We start from the raw sequence: 13,453 nt of genomic DNA, 5'->3' as shown, positions 1-13,453 counted from the left end.
TATGGCGTATTTAGCGGAAGAACGTGAGACGGTTATTCGGTACGATGAACAGGATAATACTTGGTATTTCGAAAGCAATATCAGAAAGCATATTACTAAAATCTTAAAGACTGAAGACGCTTTTGAATCGGTTGATAAAGAGATTGAAGACGGTCGTGTTATTTCGGTATGTACTAAGTTATCGAATCTGGATGATTTTACGGTCAATCCTTTTGTCAAAAATAGGCGAAAATTATCTGACGAACAAAAACGAAAGATGGCGGAACGCTTAAAACATAATTTAAGTTCTAAATCGCCGACAGATTAGGACGAAAAACGACACAACTATAATAGATGGATAAATTATTCACGCAAGGTAGTTAGGTGTCTAAAAACGAGCATGTATCGAATGTTTAGAAAGGATTTATTATGACAGAATTTAAAAAAGGCGACACTGTTTGGGTAAAGGCAGTGGTAAAAAAAGAGATGTACTCAGAGGGCGATTTGTGGGTAAATGAATATGGTTTTGAGACGAATGAATTTGTCGCCAATGTTGAGAATGTTGCAAGACATAACCAAGAAAAACCAGTATTAGTGCTTCCGGAAATTCCGCGGGAGTTAGCGAATTGGATTAAAAAGGTTAAACATGATTACGCAATAGGTTCGGTAGTTGAAGCCTTTGACGCTATCTTGTTTGATATTAGTGAGGGTATTTTAAGTAAATCCATAGATGAGTGGTATAACTTTGAGGGTGAAATAGCTGGAACATACCCTAATCAAGAGGTGTTTGCTATCGCATGGATCTATGGTTATACATTTGAAAAAGAGAAGCTTTATACAGTCCAGATTCCTGATCCCAACAGCAAAAACACGATCACCTACCTAAGTAGAGAAGATGGTGAAATAGTGATAAATGGTATATTTTACTATGATTGTTTACCTGACAACGAATGGAAAGATGATGAGGATGCACAATTAACCGAAGCTGAAATCAAGAAAGATTTTGATTGGGCTTGGCAGTTTGCTAAGCCGGTGGAGGTAGACAATGAAAATTGAAACATGCGAACAGTGTGGCTGTAAGTATCGTGAGGGGACAGCAGATTATGACAGTATCTATCAAACAGCTTATTGCGGCGATTGCCTTGTCGATCGTGTAGAAAATGGGAAGGAGTGGTAAGCATTGATACCGAACTTTAGAGCGTGGGATAATCATTTTAAAGTGATGTATGAAGTTAAAAGTATAGTCTATACGCTTGGTAGTATGCTTTGTGTAAATCGTAATGCACTATATCCCGAACGGACACTATACTTTGAGGATGCACCACTAATGCAATCCACAGGAATTTTAGATAATAATGGTGTAGAAATTTTTGAGGGTGATATTATTAAGGCAACCTATAAAAGTGATTATTATGACTTTGATAGAGAGTATATAGGAGAAATTAAATATATTGGTAGTTCTTGGATGGTTGTTTCAAATTCGGAACTAATGTGGCTTATAACAGACTTTGACACTAATGAAGTTATAGGAAACATTTATGAAAACCCTGAATTGTTGGAGGAGGGATAAATGAAAATAATTTTTAACGGCAAATTCTCAATACCACTAACGTTCATGTTCCATTGGATTATCTTAGATTTTATTTGGACACAGCTAGAAACTGTTTTTTACGGGCATACAGCACCAAGTGCAGAAGATTCAATCGTCCACATAATTGTAGTAACGTATATCACTTATATATTGTCGAGGGAACAGATAAGGAGATGAATAATGAGTATCGGAACAAGTTTAGTTATTGTCACAATGATTATTGTTATTACTTTTTTTATCGGTATTGCGATCTTTATTTACGCCTTCAGACATATGATAAAAGGAATGGATAGTCATATCAAAAGTCGGGAAGAACGGATCGTTAGAATGAAGAAGAGGCAATAAATGACTGAACACCTAGGAATCGTAGTCATTGACTCGCAATTTAGTGATGGTATTGCATACATTGCTAAAGGGGAAGTTGGAGACTATCAGCAGGAAATTAAAGCGGAAGATTTATCAAAAGCCGTGGGTAATGCTTTAAAAATGACAAAAGCTGAAGCTGCAGATTTATACCCTGACGGCACTTGGTATAGTTTGGAGGAGATAAAATAATGGGAAAACCATTACCGGAAAGAACAGTGCGTGAAATCAAGTATTTGTTAGCAAATAGCGATCTTGATACAGGTAAGATTGCTACACGATTTGAAGTTGCGAGGTCTACGGTCAACAAAATAAACCGTAGGTTTGCTATCAGGGAAGTTTCCCGGAAAAAGTGGACAGCAAGAGAGGTTGATTTTTTGAGATACAATCATGATAAGCTAACTGTTGAGCAGATGGCGTATCGATTAAATGACAGGACAGTGCAATCGGTACAGCAAAAGTTGTATGGTTTGGGGTTATTAACTAAAAAGCAAGCGTTTATAGATATTGACCAATTGCGAGAGTCGGAATATATTGCCGAGATTAAGCGTAGGCCTAAAATTACAGTTGATGACTCGTTTACTAGACGAAGACCAGTGTGAGCACCTAGCGAGTCTGCAATGGCTCGGCTGGTATAGACCGAAATAACTATAGAAACGAGGGAAAAATCTCCTGATGAAAGTACAAAATCTAAACCTGCTTTAACGGTCGGCGGGGATTATCCAAGCGTTAAGCTGCAAAAAAAGACCAGCACTCGCCGGCCTCCGTGTTAATAAACATTGCAATCTTATTATACCACGGAGGTTGAAGGTGAGTAAAGGTCAAACGAGAGCAGAACTATTATTAAATGAGTTGCGAGCGATACCGAAATTAATACAAGAGTTACAACGTGACCTTGAAGCAACACGGTCGTCTTTACTCACGTCTCCGCAATGGTCGGATATGAGGGTTGAGGGTGGTGTCCGTATGTCGCAAGAGGATAAAAATATTAAGATTATAGACAACTGCGAATGGCACGTTAAACAAATCAACCAACTTAATAGACGTAAGACAGAGATTATGGATATTATCTTTAAGCTTGAGGATAATGACCAACGTAGAGTTTTGATAGCTGCTTACCTTACTTATGATAGTTATGTTGAGGCGTGTGATGCATTGTATATGAGTAAAGCTAAGTTTTTTACCATCAAGGGTAAGGCTGTTAAAAACTTAAATAGACTAATTTAGACTTTTTTAGACTAAAAAAGAGTATTTTAGTATTAATTAGACTAATTTAGACTGCATTAGACTAACTATTATGATATTATAGTATCAGTTAAAAATAGCGAGAAGCGACAATGCTTGAATCAGCGTATATCATTTACGGCAAAGGTTTTTATTGGTCAAACTCGCTATTTTAGGAACATGAGCCATGATTGGAAAATGGCGAGGGTAGCGCCCTGAGCAAGTACGTGTGACGTCCACGTCGATACGCTATGTGCAGGTTCGATTCCTGCTGTTCCTTTACGAGAGCGTGTAAGCATACGTGCGCACGGCTCGAAAGGTTAGGGAATCGCGTATCGCCCTAACTTAATACGCTAGTCATCCGTAAGGGTGGCTTTTTATTTTGGAGGAATATGTTAAAGCTTGATGAAAAGAAAATCCGAAAAGGCAAGCCAATAGGCCTGCCTTATCAAGGAAGTAAAAAGAAAATAAGTAAAAAGATCATTGAAATTATCAAACAAAATTTTGGCACGGAAAAACCTATCTATGATGTTTTCGGTGGAGGAGGAGCAATCACTGCTGAGTGTTTATTGCAAGGGTTAGATGTCAGGTATAATGATATTGATAAAGATATAACTGATATATTTCAGCGCGTTATCTCGCAAGATAGAAATTATTTAAAAACACTCATTATTAGTCGTGATGAGTTTATTGATATTGTTAATAAAGATAACAAAACAGTTGATGATAACCTAAAGCTTTTGATTAATTCGTTTGGTAATAAACGCAAAAACTATCTTTATGGTAAAGAGCATGCTGATTTAAAATATCAGTTAGCTGTTGAGATTATACAAAAACACGATGTCTTTAGTGGTTATCATCATACTGAGACTTACCAGATGTTCTTTGCAGATATTCGCGATTGTAGGCTTTCCACGAGCGAAAGATTACAGCAACTACAGCAACTACAGCAATTACAGCAATTGCAACAACTGGAACAACTGGAAGTTACAAACTTAGATTACAAAGCATTCTCGGATATTGAGGGTGCTATTTTTTATCTTGATCCACCGTACGAAAACACTTATCAATACTATGACGGCGACACTTTTGATAGCGTTGCTTTTTATGATTGGGCCTATGAGATGAGCAAAAATAACATTGTGTTAATCTCAAGTTATGACATCAGTGACCCAAGGTTTAAAGCGGTCTATGAGTTTAAGACGGCTAAGTCCACCCTTCAGATCGGCGGTGCTGGTAAACACCATGAGAAGTTGTTTATGGTTAAGTAAGCACGCGCCTATTTATTTTGGGGCAAACAAAAAAGCGCAAGTAAAAATTCTTACGCTTTTAGCCACATGATATTTGTGACTTTTCCCTGCTACCTCTTCCACCTCTAGCCTATCACGCAAGCGTGATGTTGGCTAGGTGAAAGGAGGTGAGCGCATGGAAAATATCCTACTAATCCTTATTTTACTATACTTGCTCAAGCATGACAAGTAGAAGCTAGGCTAAAAGCATAACCGCCCAAAGTCAAATGCCTTTGGGCGGGTCTTAAGGGATAGCGAGACGATAGTATCTATATGAGTAAATGATAATCGGAGACGCGAACGATGAAACCAAAAAGAATTACAATGACAAATGGAAGACGAACAATGGTTGACTACGATAGCAGAAGCGAAGAGTATCAATCATACAATCGCAATCGTTGGAAGTATGATAGGAAAGTCAAACAGTTTTATAACTCAAAAGCTTGGAGAGAGACAAGCAAAGTTATCTTGCTTAAAGCTGATTATGTTTGTGCAATGTGCGGAGGCGAAGCAACGATGACTGATCATATTATTAGTGTTAAAAAAGATTGGAATAAACGATTGGACGTTGACAACCTACAAGCTAGCTGTAAAGCTTGCAATGATGCTAAAGCTTTGAGGGAAAAATACTAAGCACAAAAACCGCACTGAATAAGCAATAGGGGTATGTATTATTCGGATATACCCCCTATCTTTTTTATCGGGGGTAGGAACGTTCGGGTTTTGAGAACGCCGCCCCTTTCCGTGCAAAAAATTCCCTTTTTGAAATTTTTGAAAGGAGGTGATCAGCGTCAATGGGGCGTAAACTAAAGGTGGTTGAAGCGACAAAAAAACATTTAACAAAAGAAGAAAAAGAAGTGCGAGAAACCGCACAGGAAAAGGCTTCGGACGGACTCACAAAGTTACAGATTACACCTCCGAAACACTTGAACGAGGTGGCTAGAGCAGAGTATCGTAGGGTCATAAATGACCTCCAAAGCCTACCCATAAGAAATTTGGATAGAGCTATTTTGGAGACTTATTGCTCGTGGTACTCCGTCTATAAAGATGTGTCTTCTAAGCTGTCAGAAACGGGCTATACGGTATTTGATGAGCAAAAAGGTATGATTGTACCATCACCATTGATTATCACGCTGGAAAAGGCTAGTAACAATATTAGAAGCACTGCTAGTCAATTAGGATTAACAGTTGATAGCCGAATGAAAATGTTTATTCCAAAACAGGAAGAAAAGTCAGAAAGTATCTTTGATAAATTCGGAGGTTAGAAAGTGGCATACGATTTTGCGAATATTGATGAGCGATATCGTGATGTCGCTTTTTATTATGCTTTATCCATTGTTGACGGCGAACGAATAGCGAGCCAAAAAGTTATTAAAGCTTGCCAACGGCATCTGGATGATTTAAGTAAGATTGGTGATAGTGATTTTGGTTTTGTCTATCACCCTGAAAAAGCACTTGATCCAATCAATTTTATTGAGATATTACCTGATGTCAAAACTGGCAAACCTTACCCGCTCGCAGAATTTCAAAAATTTATTTTAGCTAGTCTGTATGGTTGGCGGGTCAAGGGAAATGAAAATGTCAGACGATATAAAAAGGCTTTGATTTCGCTTGCTAGGAAAAACGGTAAAACTATTATTGTGGCTGGCATTGCGCTATATGAGTTTTTATTTGGTAAAAATCCAGCGATGTCACGACAGATATTTTTTACCGCAAATGACAGAGCGCAGGCGAATATTGCGCGTGAAATGGCACGTAAACAGTTGGATGCCTTGCGGTCGCAAAACGAAGAAATCAGGAAAGCGACTAAAATTGTACGCGATGAAATGCGTAACCTAAAAGACGAATCCTATATGCGAGCACTCAGCCGTGATACTGGTGCGGTTGATGGATTTGAACCATATCTTGGGATTTTAGATGAGTTTGCAGCATCCAAAACCAACGAAATGCTTGAGTTGTTAGCATCTGGTCAAGGGCAGTTGGACAACCCATTAATATTAATCATCTCAACGGCAGGGATGGATTTAAACGCTCCTATGCACACAGTAGAGTACCCATACATCGAAAAGATTTTAGATCGTAAAGTGATTGATGACAGTTATTTTGCTTTTATTGCTGAACAGGATAACGAAGCCGAAATCAAGGAAGAAACAAACTGGATTAAATCCAATCCAATCCTTGAGGTTGACAGCTTACGTGATAAATTGATGGATTACCTACGAAAACGGCGAAAGGTATCTCTTGAAACAGGTACGGTTAACGAAGTCTTAATCAAAAACTTTAACATGTGGCGTCAATCTAGCGAGGAATCTTACATGGATAAAACCAGTTGGGCGATGGCTAAGATTGATAAGCCTGACACAACCAAGCGCCGAGTTTGGATTGGTGTTGATGTCGGGCGTGCTAGTGATTTATTTTCCATCAGTCCGATGGTGATGATGGATGACTATTGGTATGCTGATAGTTTTAGTTTTGTCGCTACTAAGTATGGTTTAGTGGCTAAAGAAAAACGCGATGGTGTCTCTTATACTAACCTTGAGCGACAAGGCGAATGCGAGATTACAACGCTTGAATCTGGTGTTATTGATGACGAACGTGTCATGGAGAAGTTGGAAGAAATGATTTATATCAACGACTGGGAAGTACAAGGAATTTATTTTGACCCTTATCAATTCGGCTCGATGTTAACAATGATTGAAAAACGGCATCCAGAATGGCAATTAGTGCAAATACCACAGACGACTATGGTTTTAAATATGCCAACTAAACAATTTAGAGATGATGTCAAACTAGGTAAAATTAAGCATAGCGGTAATCAATTGTTAACAATGGCGATTAACAACGCTTATACTAAGGTTGATCAAAATGGTATGCGGATTGATAAAAATAAAAATAGCAATAAAATTGACCCGCTTGATGCACTTTTAGATGCCTATGCAGCCTGTTATTTAGAGCCGTTTGATGGTGCTGGCTATTGGACAAATGAAAAAATATTGGGGGCGGAAAGTTTATTTTGATGAAGTTATTAAATTATATCCATACTATATTGTTATTGGTTGGTTTTGGGTTGCTGTCTTACGGATTGTTTAGAATTAATTTAGAAGTTGGATTTACGGTAACTGGTATTTTGTTAATTTTATTTGCGTTTTATATAGACAAGGCTGAATGATAGTAGTTATAATATTTCCATAAGGAGGAAATATTATGAAAAAGAAATTGTGGAAACAATGGCGTTTTTGGCTTGAGGTTGTGTTGGGATTATTGGTTGTATTTTTCGCTTTTGCTGCCTTTGCGCTCGGAAATGAAATATCTGATATGAATGATGCATTAGCCAAATACAATTATTTTTATGATTCAGACGAAAAAGATATTTTTATAAACTCAGATAAATTAACTTCTACTGAAAAAAATAAAGCGCAATATGGGAAAACTTTGCTAGAACCAAATGAATTTGCAAACTTGCTAGACCAATTGGTTTTAATGGCTGAAGACCCTAATTCCTTTGATTATGAGGAAGCAGAATCTGTTTTAACAGACCTAGAGTCAGAATTATATATAAGAAAAATAACGACTCAAGAAAAAGAAAATGGTAAAGATATGATTTCCCAAATATTGGAAATATACTCTAATGCTGATAAGTACGACAAAGAAATTACTGATACCGCAACTTCGATAATAGCAAATAACCTAAGCGAGATCAGTAAGCTTTTACCTAAAACATATAAAAACTAAATATCACTAGCACCTACGGGTGCTTTTTTTGTACCCGAAAATAGAAAGGAGGTGAGACAATGAGTTTTTTTCAATCGCTAAATTCATCAAAAATATCCTACGATGACTATATAGATAGCGTTTTAGCTGGGAGTGCATCACCACAGTACACTGGTATTTCTGCTTTGAAAAACAGCGACGTATTAACAGCTGTCTCTATCATTGCTGGTGATATTGCTCGTTTTCCCTTGATTAAAAAGGATTTAGACGGGGATATTATCGGCGATAAAGACATCAATTATCTGTTAAATATCAAAGCTACTAAAAATGCATCTGCTAGGACGTGGAAATTCGCCATGGCAGTTAACGCCATCTTAACTGGGAACTCTTTTTCCAGGGTGCTACGTGATCCCAAAACTGGTAAAGCGCTTGAATTCCAGATGTACAGACCGTCTGAAACTACCGTAAAAGAGTCAGATAATCACGAGATTACCTACACATTTAATGATAGATTGACTGGAAAGGAAATAAACTGCCATCAAAACGATGTCGTACACTGGAAATTTTTTAGTCATGATGGCATTTTAGGACGCTCGCCTTTGTTGTCGTTAAATGATGAAATATCTCTACAAAATAGCGGTACAAATACACTTTTAAAGTTTTTTAAAGATGGCTTTTCCAGTGGTATTATCAAACTTAAAGGTGCTCAATTAAATGGAGAAGCCCGCAAAAAGGCCCGCATGGATTTTGAAAAGATGCGTGAGGGGTCAACTGGTGGCAGTCCTTTAATCTTTGATGCTACTCAAGAATATACGCCACTTGAAGTTGATACTAATGTTTTGCAGTTGATTACAAGTAATAACTTTTCGACAGCACAGATTGCTAAAGCTTTACGAGTGCCTGCCTATAAATTAGGTGTTAACAGCCCTAACCAATCCGTTGCACAACTCATGGCGGATTATGTATCAAACGACCTGCCGTTTTATTTAGATGCCATTACTAGTGACTTAACGCTTAAAGTGTTTACCAAAAATGAGCGTAAAAAGTATATGCTTGAGTTTGACACAAGGGAGGTCACTGGACGAAATGTAGATGACGTTATCAAGCTTGTCAATAATGGTATCATCACTCCAAATCAAGCGTTGGTAGAACTTGGAAAACAAAAATCTGACGATCCTAATATGGATAGATACCAATCAAGTTTAAACTATGTTTTCCTTGATAAGAAAGAGAAATATCAAGATGTGAAAGGAGGTGATAAAAATGAAACGAATCCAGATGAGGGGACCACTGATTCCGAACAACAATCAGGAGGCCTATGATTATTTTGGTATGGAGGCAACCAGCGCAAAGAAAATCATTGACCAGTTGCCTGATGACGGGTCGGATGTTGTCTTGGAAGTTAACTCAAATGGTGGTGTTGTGACTGTAGGAAGTGACATTTACACTGCTTTAAAAAATTATCCAGGGCACATCACCGCCGAAATAACAGGCATGGCAGCTTCTGCAGCATCTTTCTCCATTATGGGGGCGGATAAAGTTGTCATTAGCCCGACGGCTCAAATCATGATCCATAAAGCGTTAGTTTTATGCGCTAGTGGCAATAGTGACGAGTTAACATCTATGGCTGATGCGCTTGAAGCTAGTGACAAGGCAATTGTTAATGCTTATGTGTCTAAAACAGGTTTAGATGCTAGTGAAATCATGGCTATGATGCAAAAAGAAACATATATGTCTGCCCAAGAAGCCGTTAACAGAGGTTTTGCGGATGAAGTGATGACCTTTGAAGTAACTAACAGTTTAAATGCTGGTTTGCTACCACAAGCGGTTGTGGATGACTTTTATAATCGGCATGCAAAACGTAAGTCGGAAATCGACTCGATGAGATTAGCTATTGAAAAAGATGAAATATTAAGTGGCCTTTAGGCCTTTTTTAGTGGAGGAAATTATGTTTGATGAAAAAATCACAGAACTAGAAAACTCAATCGTTGACATCAACAACTCAATTGTTGAGAAAACTAACAAAGTCAAAGAATTGCTTAACGAGGATAACCTTGAAGAAGCACGTACCGTTAAATCTGAAATTGAAGCTAAAAAAGCTGAACTTGAAGATATTAAAAACGACTTGAAATTATTTAAAGAAGCAGAAAAAGGAGAAGAGAAACCAATGACAGAAAATAAAGTTGTTGTTGATCCAGAAGTCAAAACAAATCGCGAAGCGGTGAATGATTTTATCCGCTCAAAAGGAAAAATCACTAACGAAGTACTAGAATTTGGCGAAGACCGTGATGTCCTTATCTCGTTTAACGAGATTACACCAACGACTGATGGTGTTAAGAAAACAGATACCAAACCAATCACATCCGAGGAAATCCTATACACTCCAACTCGTGAAATCAACACTGTTACCGATTTAAAACCATTTACAACGGTTTATCCTGCAAAAAAAGCGTCTGGTAAATACCCAGTGTTAGCGCGTGCTACTGCTAAACTTATCTCAGTTGAAGAGCTCGAAAATAATCCAGCGCTTGCTAAACCAGAATTTAAACACGTTGATTGGAGCGTTAAAACGTACCGTGGCGCAATCCCACTATCACAAGAATCTATCGATGATGCTGATGTTGATTTGGTGTCACTAGTGTCAGAATCCATCACACAAATGAAAGTTAACACTACTAATGATGCTATTGCTACAGTGCTTAAGTCGTTTACCGCTAAAACTGTAACAAAACTTGATGACATCAAAGAGTTGTTTAACCAAGGATTTGACCCAGCATACAACATCGGCTTGATTGTATCTCAATCGTTTTACCAAACCCTTGACACTTTAAAAGATGGCAATGGTCGCTATCTCTTACAAGATGACATCACCTCAGCATCAGGTAAAGTATTACTTGGCAAACCTGTATTTGTACTGTCTGATGATGTTTTGGGCGCTAATACAGCCTTTATTGGTGACTTTAAACGCGGTGTATTGTTTGCCGACCGCAAGGAGTTAGGTTTGCGTTGGGCTGATAACGATATTTATGGTCAATACTTGCAAGCTGTTCTACGCTTTGGCGTGTCTAAAGTTGACGAAAAAGCTGGTTATTTTGTCACTTACCCACCCACACCCAGCGAAGCCTAGTAGTGAGCCAGTAGTTGTTCCTACGGAGGCAAATACGGTTGTGGAAATCAAGGCTTACTTAGATAGCCAAGGCATTAAATACACGAGTGGTATGTCTAAAAGCCAACTATTAGCACTTGTTAACTAAGCGAGGTAAAACATGGCAGTAACACCAGATTACCTAAAAAAAGTGAAGCTTTATTGTAAGATTGATTATGATTTTGAAGATGATATTTTAAAAATGGTCATCGAAGGGGTCCAAGAGCAGTTGTGTTTTGCGATAGAAGAAGGGACAACCCCCAAAGATTTTGCAAATCACCCCAAGTTCGACTTGGCAGTCATGAAGCAAGTCAAAGAAGAGTATGAACACCGTGGTTTGTCAGCGGACAGTATGCGCTATCCGCTAGCTAACGGTGTTTTAAATATTATCCATCAATTAAGATTGCGAGGTGAAAACGATGATAACACGTAAGATGAATCAGCGTATCACTTTTTTTACTTTGATTGGCGGTCAAAACGAAGATGGCGAAGTCTTAGAAGGTATCAGAGAAGATGTCTGGACTTGCTGGGCGGAGGTCTCTAAGACATCTGTTAAAGATTTCAGAGAAAAAACAGGCAAATCCGATAGCATTGAAAATATGGTGACATCGACTGACACAAAAGTCTTTTTGATTCGCTATTTGCCTAAATTACCATTTGACAACTCCATGCATATTGATTTTGAGGGTAGAGATTATAAAATCACAGCAATTGAGATTGATTATGCAAACAAAGAAATGATTATGGTCAAGGGGGCGAGAATAGCATGACAAAAGGACTAGACGAAATCTTGAACAACTTGACCAAGTTGCAAGTTAAAGCTCCTAAAGTGGCACGAGAAGCTGTCACAGAAGCTGCTGAATCGTTTGAAAAGCAGTTGAAGGTAAATACCCCTGTTTATGGTTTTGAAGCAGGGGAACACCTTAAAAACGATACAACAATAAGTGGTTTTAAAGGTGCAAATGAAGGTATCATCTCTAAAAACATTGGCTATGGGGCTAAAACAGGTTGGCGGTCACGTTATCCAGATGACGGGACAATCTATCAACCGAGTCAGGACTTTAAGGAGAAGACCATCAATCAAATGACACCAAAAGTCAAAGAAATCTATGCTAAAAAAATAAAAGAGGCACTTGATTTATGATTGCTGAAACATATGCTTATAAATTATTAAGCAACGATACAGAGCTAAATGAGCTCTTTGATGGCTTTCGGGGGTCAAAATTTGGTAATGGATTTAAACAAGGTATTTTTACTTATGATATCCCAGAGAAGCCGACAGACCTGAAGAAAGCTAATTTGGCACCGTTTATGCGTATTAATGGCACTTTTGAAAGTCCGAAGGAATACGCTGATGATGGGGCAATTTGCATCGAAAAAAGAATTGTCATTAATTTTTGGTGCAAGACAGCGTCACAATCTGAAAAAATTGTTGCACGCATCGACAAAGTATTAACAAACGGTGGCTTTGAATGGTACACCGCAAACGAAAATCCAAGATATAAAGATAGTGATATTGACTTGCTGATAAACGTAAGGAAATATCGCTTTTTTGATTGGTTAGAAAATAAAGAGGAAAACTAAAATGGGTAAAGTAAAATTTGGACTTAGTGGATTTGAATATGGCAAGGTATCACCAGAGAATACAGTAACCGAAACCAAAAAAATCCCCGGAATGAAGTCAGCTAAATTAGAGTTGACAAACGAACTTGTGACAGTTGCTGCAGATGATGGACCATATGTAGTATTGTCTGCCGGCATCACAGAAGCAAAACTAGAGATTGAAACACTAGATTTGAATTCTGATGCCCGTAAAGATTTTTATGGCATCGAAATCGCTAACGGAGTTGAAAAATACAATAAGAGCCTCACACCTAACGACATCGCATGTATTTTCCGCACTCGTATGGACGACGGGAAATATATTTGGGTTGGTATGTTAAAAGGCAAATTTACAGTACCGGGCATGGAAATGCAGACTAAAGATGGCGCTCCTGATCCAAAATCAGATACAACCACTGGTAACTTTGTGGCTCGTGGAGATGACGAAGAAGGGGATATCTTGTATATCGGTCGCGAAGATAACTCAGAGTTTGATTTGGCAGCTTTTAAGAAAATGGTCTTTCCGACTGCGGGTGCTTAATCAGTTGG

At 38.2% G+C, this 13,453-nt stretch carries 22 protein-coding genes; all 22 read left to right on the top strand.

Features of this window, described 5'->3' with window-relative positions; translation table 11 throughout:
• The first annotated feature begins 1 nt into the window (after position 1).
• The gene (locus ABP870_RS06145) at positions 2-307 is read left to right on the top strand and encodes a hypothetical protein (RefSeq protein WP_350014569.1); all 306 of its coding nucleotides are present in this window, start codon (positions 2-4) and stop codon (positions 305-307) included.
• 101 nt (positions 308-408) lie between these two features.
• On the top strand, positions 409-1,035 hold the full coding sequence (locus tag ABP870_RS06140; RefSeq protein WP_350014568.1) for a DUF1642 domain-containing protein: 627 nt from the start codon (positions 409-411) through the stop codon (positions 1,033-1,035).
• On the top strand, positions 1,025-1,156 hold the full coding sequence (locus ABP870_RS06135; RefSeq protein WP_350014567.1) for a hypothetical protein: 132 nt from the start codon (positions 1,025-1,027) through the stop codon (positions 1,154-1,156). The genes ABP870_RS06140 and ABP870_RS06135 overlap by 11 nt, the downstream gene beginning before the upstream one ends.
• Positions 1,157-1,159: 3 nt before the next feature.
• Positions 1,160-1,549, top strand: a complete 390-nt coding sequence (locus ABP870_RS06130; RefSeq protein WP_350014566.1) for a YopX family protein — start codon at positions 1,160-1,162, stop codon at positions 1,547-1,549.
• Positions 1,550-1,750: 201 nt separating this feature from the next.
• The gene (locus ABP870_RS06125) at positions 1,751-1,915 is read left to right on the top strand and encodes a hypothetical protein (protein WP_350014565.1); all 165 of its coding nucleotides are present in this window, start codon (positions 1,751-1,753) and stop codon (positions 1,913-1,915) included.
• Positions 1,916-2,125: a hypothetical protein gene (locus ABP870_RS06120; RefSeq protein WP_350014564.1), complete on the top strand. Its 210-nt coding sequence runs from the start codon at positions 1,916-1,918 to the stop codon at positions 2,123-2,125.
• Positions 2,125-2,535, top strand: a complete 411-nt coding sequence (locus ABP870_RS06115; RefSeq protein ID WP_350014563.1) for a hypothetical protein — start codon at positions 2,125-2,127, stop codon at positions 2,533-2,535. Before ABP870_RS06120 ends, ABP870_RS06115 begins: the two co-directional genes overlap by 1 nt.
• Before the next feature lie 208 nt (positions 2,536-2,743).
• Positions 2,744-3,160 (top strand): DUF1492 domain-containing protein, encoded by a 417-nt coding sequence (locus tag ABP870_RS06110; protein ID WP_350014562.1) that lies wholly within the window; start codon positions 2,744-2,746, stop codon positions 3,158-3,160.
• Positions 3,161-3,549: 389 nt separating this feature from the next.
• Positions 3,550-4,428: a DNA adenine methylase gene (locus tag ABP870_RS06105; RefSeq protein WP_350014561.1), complete on the top strand. Its 879-nt coding sequence runs from the start codon at positions 3,550-3,552 to the stop codon at positions 4,426-4,428.
• Positions 4,429-4,749: 321 nt separating this feature from the next.
• Positions 4,750-5,079: an HNH endonuclease gene (locus ABP870_RS06100; protein WP_350014560.1), complete on the top strand. Its 330-nt coding sequence runs from the start codon at positions 4,750-4,752 to the stop codon at positions 5,077-5,079.
• Positions 5,080-5,240: 161 nt separating this feature from the next.
• Positions 5,241-5,711: a phage terminase small subunit P27 family gene (locus ABP870_RS06095; RefSeq protein WP_350014559.1), complete on the top strand. Its 471-nt coding sequence runs from the start codon at positions 5,241-5,243 to the stop codon at positions 5,709-5,711.
• Positions 5,712-5,714: 3 nt separating this feature from the next.
• On the top strand, positions 5,715-7,463 hold the full coding sequence (locus ABP870_RS06090; protein WP_350014558.1) for a terminase large subunit: 1,749 nt from the start codon (positions 5,715-5,717) through the stop codon (positions 7,461-7,463).
• Positions 7,464-7,650: 187 nt separating this feature from the next.
• The gene (locus tag ABP870_RS06085; RefSeq protein WP_350014557.1) at positions 7,651-8,178 is read left to right on the top strand and encodes a hypothetical protein; all 528 of its coding nucleotides are present in this window, start codon (positions 7,651-7,653) and stop codon (positions 8,176-8,178) included.
• A gap of 59 nt (positions 8,179-8,237) precedes the next feature.
• Positions 8,238-9,479, top strand: a complete 1,242-nt coding sequence (locus tag ABP870_RS06080) for a phage portal protein (RefSeq protein ID WP_350014556.1) — start codon at positions 8,238-8,240, stop codon at positions 9,477-9,479.
• Complete coding sequence (locus tag ABP870_RS06075) at positions 9,421-10,083, top strand: head maturation protease, ClpP-related (RefSeq protein ID WP_350014555.1); 663 nt, start codon at positions 9,421-9,423, stop codon at positions 10,081-10,083. Before ABP870_RS06080 ends, ABP870_RS06075 begins: the two co-directional genes overlap by 59 nt.
• Before the next feature lie 22 nt (positions 10,084-10,105).
• The gene (locus tag ABP870_RS06070) at positions 10,106-11,284 is read left to right on the top strand and encodes a phage major capsid protein (protein ID WP_350014554.1); all 1,179 of its coding nucleotides are present in this window, start codon (positions 10,106-10,108) and stop codon (positions 11,282-11,284) included.
• Positions 11,250-11,411, top strand: a complete 162-nt coding sequence (locus ABP870_RS06065) for an Ish1 domain-containing protein (RefSeq protein WP_405054644.1) — start codon at positions 11,250-11,252, stop codon at positions 11,409-11,411. Before ABP870_RS06070 ends, ABP870_RS06065 begins: the two co-directional genes overlap by 35 nt.
• Before the next feature lie 12 nt (positions 11,412-11,423).
• Positions 11,424-11,735: a head-tail connector protein gene (locus tag ABP870_RS06060; RefSeq protein WP_350014553.1), complete on the top strand. Its 312-nt coding sequence runs from the start codon at positions 11,424-11,426 to the stop codon at positions 11,733-11,735.
• Positions 11,722-12,072, top strand: coding sequence for a head-tail adaptor protein (locus ABP870_RS06055; protein ID WP_350014552.1), 351 nt, complete (start codon positions 11,722-11,724; stop codon positions 12,070-12,072). The genes ABP870_RS06060 and ABP870_RS06055 overlap by 14 nt, the downstream gene beginning before the upstream one ends.
• Entirely contained in the window at positions 12,069-12,446 is a 378-nt protein-coding gene (locus tag ABP870_RS06050; RefSeq protein WP_350014551.1) for an HK97-gp10 family putative phage morphogenesis protein, read from the top strand. Before ABP870_RS06055 ends, ABP870_RS06050 begins: the two co-directional genes overlap by 4 nt.
• The gene (locus ABP870_RS06045; RefSeq protein ID WP_350014550.1) at positions 12,443-12,886 is read left to right on the top strand and encodes a hypothetical protein; all 444 of its coding nucleotides are present in this window, start codon (positions 12,443-12,445) and stop codon (positions 12,884-12,886) included. The genes ABP870_RS06050 and ABP870_RS06045 overlap by 4 nt, the downstream gene beginning before the upstream one ends.
• 1 nt (position 12,887) lies before the next feature.
• Complete coding sequence (locus ABP870_RS06040) at positions 12,888-13,445, top strand: major tail protein (RefSeq protein ID WP_350014549.1); 558 nt, start codon at positions 12,888-12,890, stop codon at positions 13,443-13,445.
• Positions 13,446-13,453: the final 8 nt, after the last annotated feature.

The organism is Streptococcus jiangjianxini (genome assembly GCF_040225085.1).
Taxonomy (GTDB): domain Bacteria; phylum Bacillota; class Bacilli; order Lactobacillales; family Streptococcaceae; genus Streptococcus; species Streptococcus jiangjianxini.
Note: the sequence above shows the minus strand (reverse complement) of the source record. Positions and strands in the feature narration are given on the sequence as shown.

Excerpts from the sequence above, each read along its gene's own strand:
- ABP870_RS06145 (WP_350014569.1), top strand. The coding sequence starts at position 2 with ATGGCGTATTTAGCGGAAGAACGTGAGACGGTTATTCGGTACGATGAA.
- ABP870_RS06140 (WP_350014568.1), top strand. The coding sequence starts at position 409 with ATGACAGAATTTAAAAAAGGCGACACTGTTTGGGTAAAGGCAGTGGTA.
- ABP870_RS06135 (WP_350014567.1), top strand. The coding sequence starts at position 1,025 with ATGAAAATTGAAACATGCGAACAGTGTGGCTGTAAGTATCGTGAGGGG.
- ABP870_RS06125 (WP_350014565.1), top strand. The coding sequence starts at position 1,751 with ATGAGTATCGGAACAAGTTTAGTTATTGTCACAATGATTATTGTTATT.
- ABP870_RS06120 (WP_350014564.1), top strand. The coding sequence starts at position 1,916 with ATGACTGAACACCTAGGAATCGTAGTCATTGACTCGCAATTTAGTGAT.
- ABP870_RS06115 (WP_350014563.1), top strand. The coding sequence starts at position 2,125 with ATGGGAAAACCATTACCGGAAAGAACAGTGCGTGAAATCAAGTATTTG.
- ABP870_RS06105 (WP_350014561.1), top strand. The coding sequence starts at position 3,550 with ATGTTAAAGCTTGATGAAAAGAAAATCCGAAAAGGCAAGCCAATAGGC.
- ABP870_RS06100 (WP_350014560.1), top strand. The coding sequence starts at position 4,750 with ATGAAACCAAAAAGAATTACAATGACAAATGGAAGACGAACAATGGTT.
- ABP870_RS06095 (WP_350014559.1), top strand. The coding sequence starts at position 5,241 with ATGGGGCGTAAACTAAAGGTGGTTGAAGCGACAAAAAAACATTTAACA.
- ABP870_RS06085 (WP_350014557.1), top strand. The coding sequence starts at position 7,651 with ATGAAAAAGAAATTGTGGAAACAATGGCGTTTTTGGCTTGAGGTTGTG.
- ABP870_RS06080 (WP_350014556.1), top strand. The coding sequence starts at position 8,238 with ATGAGTTTTTTTCAATCGCTAAATTCATCAAAAATATCCTACGATGAC.
- ABP870_RS06075 (WP_350014555.1), top strand. The coding sequence starts at position 9,421 with ATGAAACGAATCCAGATGAGGGGACCACTGATTCCGAACAACAATCAG.
- ABP870_RS06070 (WP_350014554.1), top strand. The coding sequence starts at position 10,106 with ATGTTTGATGAAAAAATCACAGAACTAGAAAACTCAATCGTTGACATC.
- ABP870_RS06060 (WP_350014553.1), top strand. The coding sequence starts at position 11,424 with ATGGCAGTAACACCAGATTACCTAAAAAAAGTGAAGCTTTATTGTAAG.
- ABP870_RS06055 (WP_350014552.1), top strand. The coding sequence starts at position 11,722 with ATGATAACACGTAAGATGAATCAGCGTATCACTTTTTTTACTTTGATT.
- ABP870_RS06050 (WP_350014551.1), top strand. The coding sequence starts at position 12,069 with ATGACAAAAGGACTAGACGAAATCTTGAACAACTTGACCAAGTTGCAA.
- ABP870_RS06045 (WP_350014550.1), top strand. The coding sequence starts at position 12,443 with ATGATTGCTGAAACATATGCTTATAAATTATTAAGCAACGATACAGAG.
- ABP870_RS06040 (WP_350014549.1), top strand. The coding sequence starts at position 12,888 with ATGGGTAAAGTAAAATTTGGACTTAGTGGATTTGAATATGGCAAGGTA.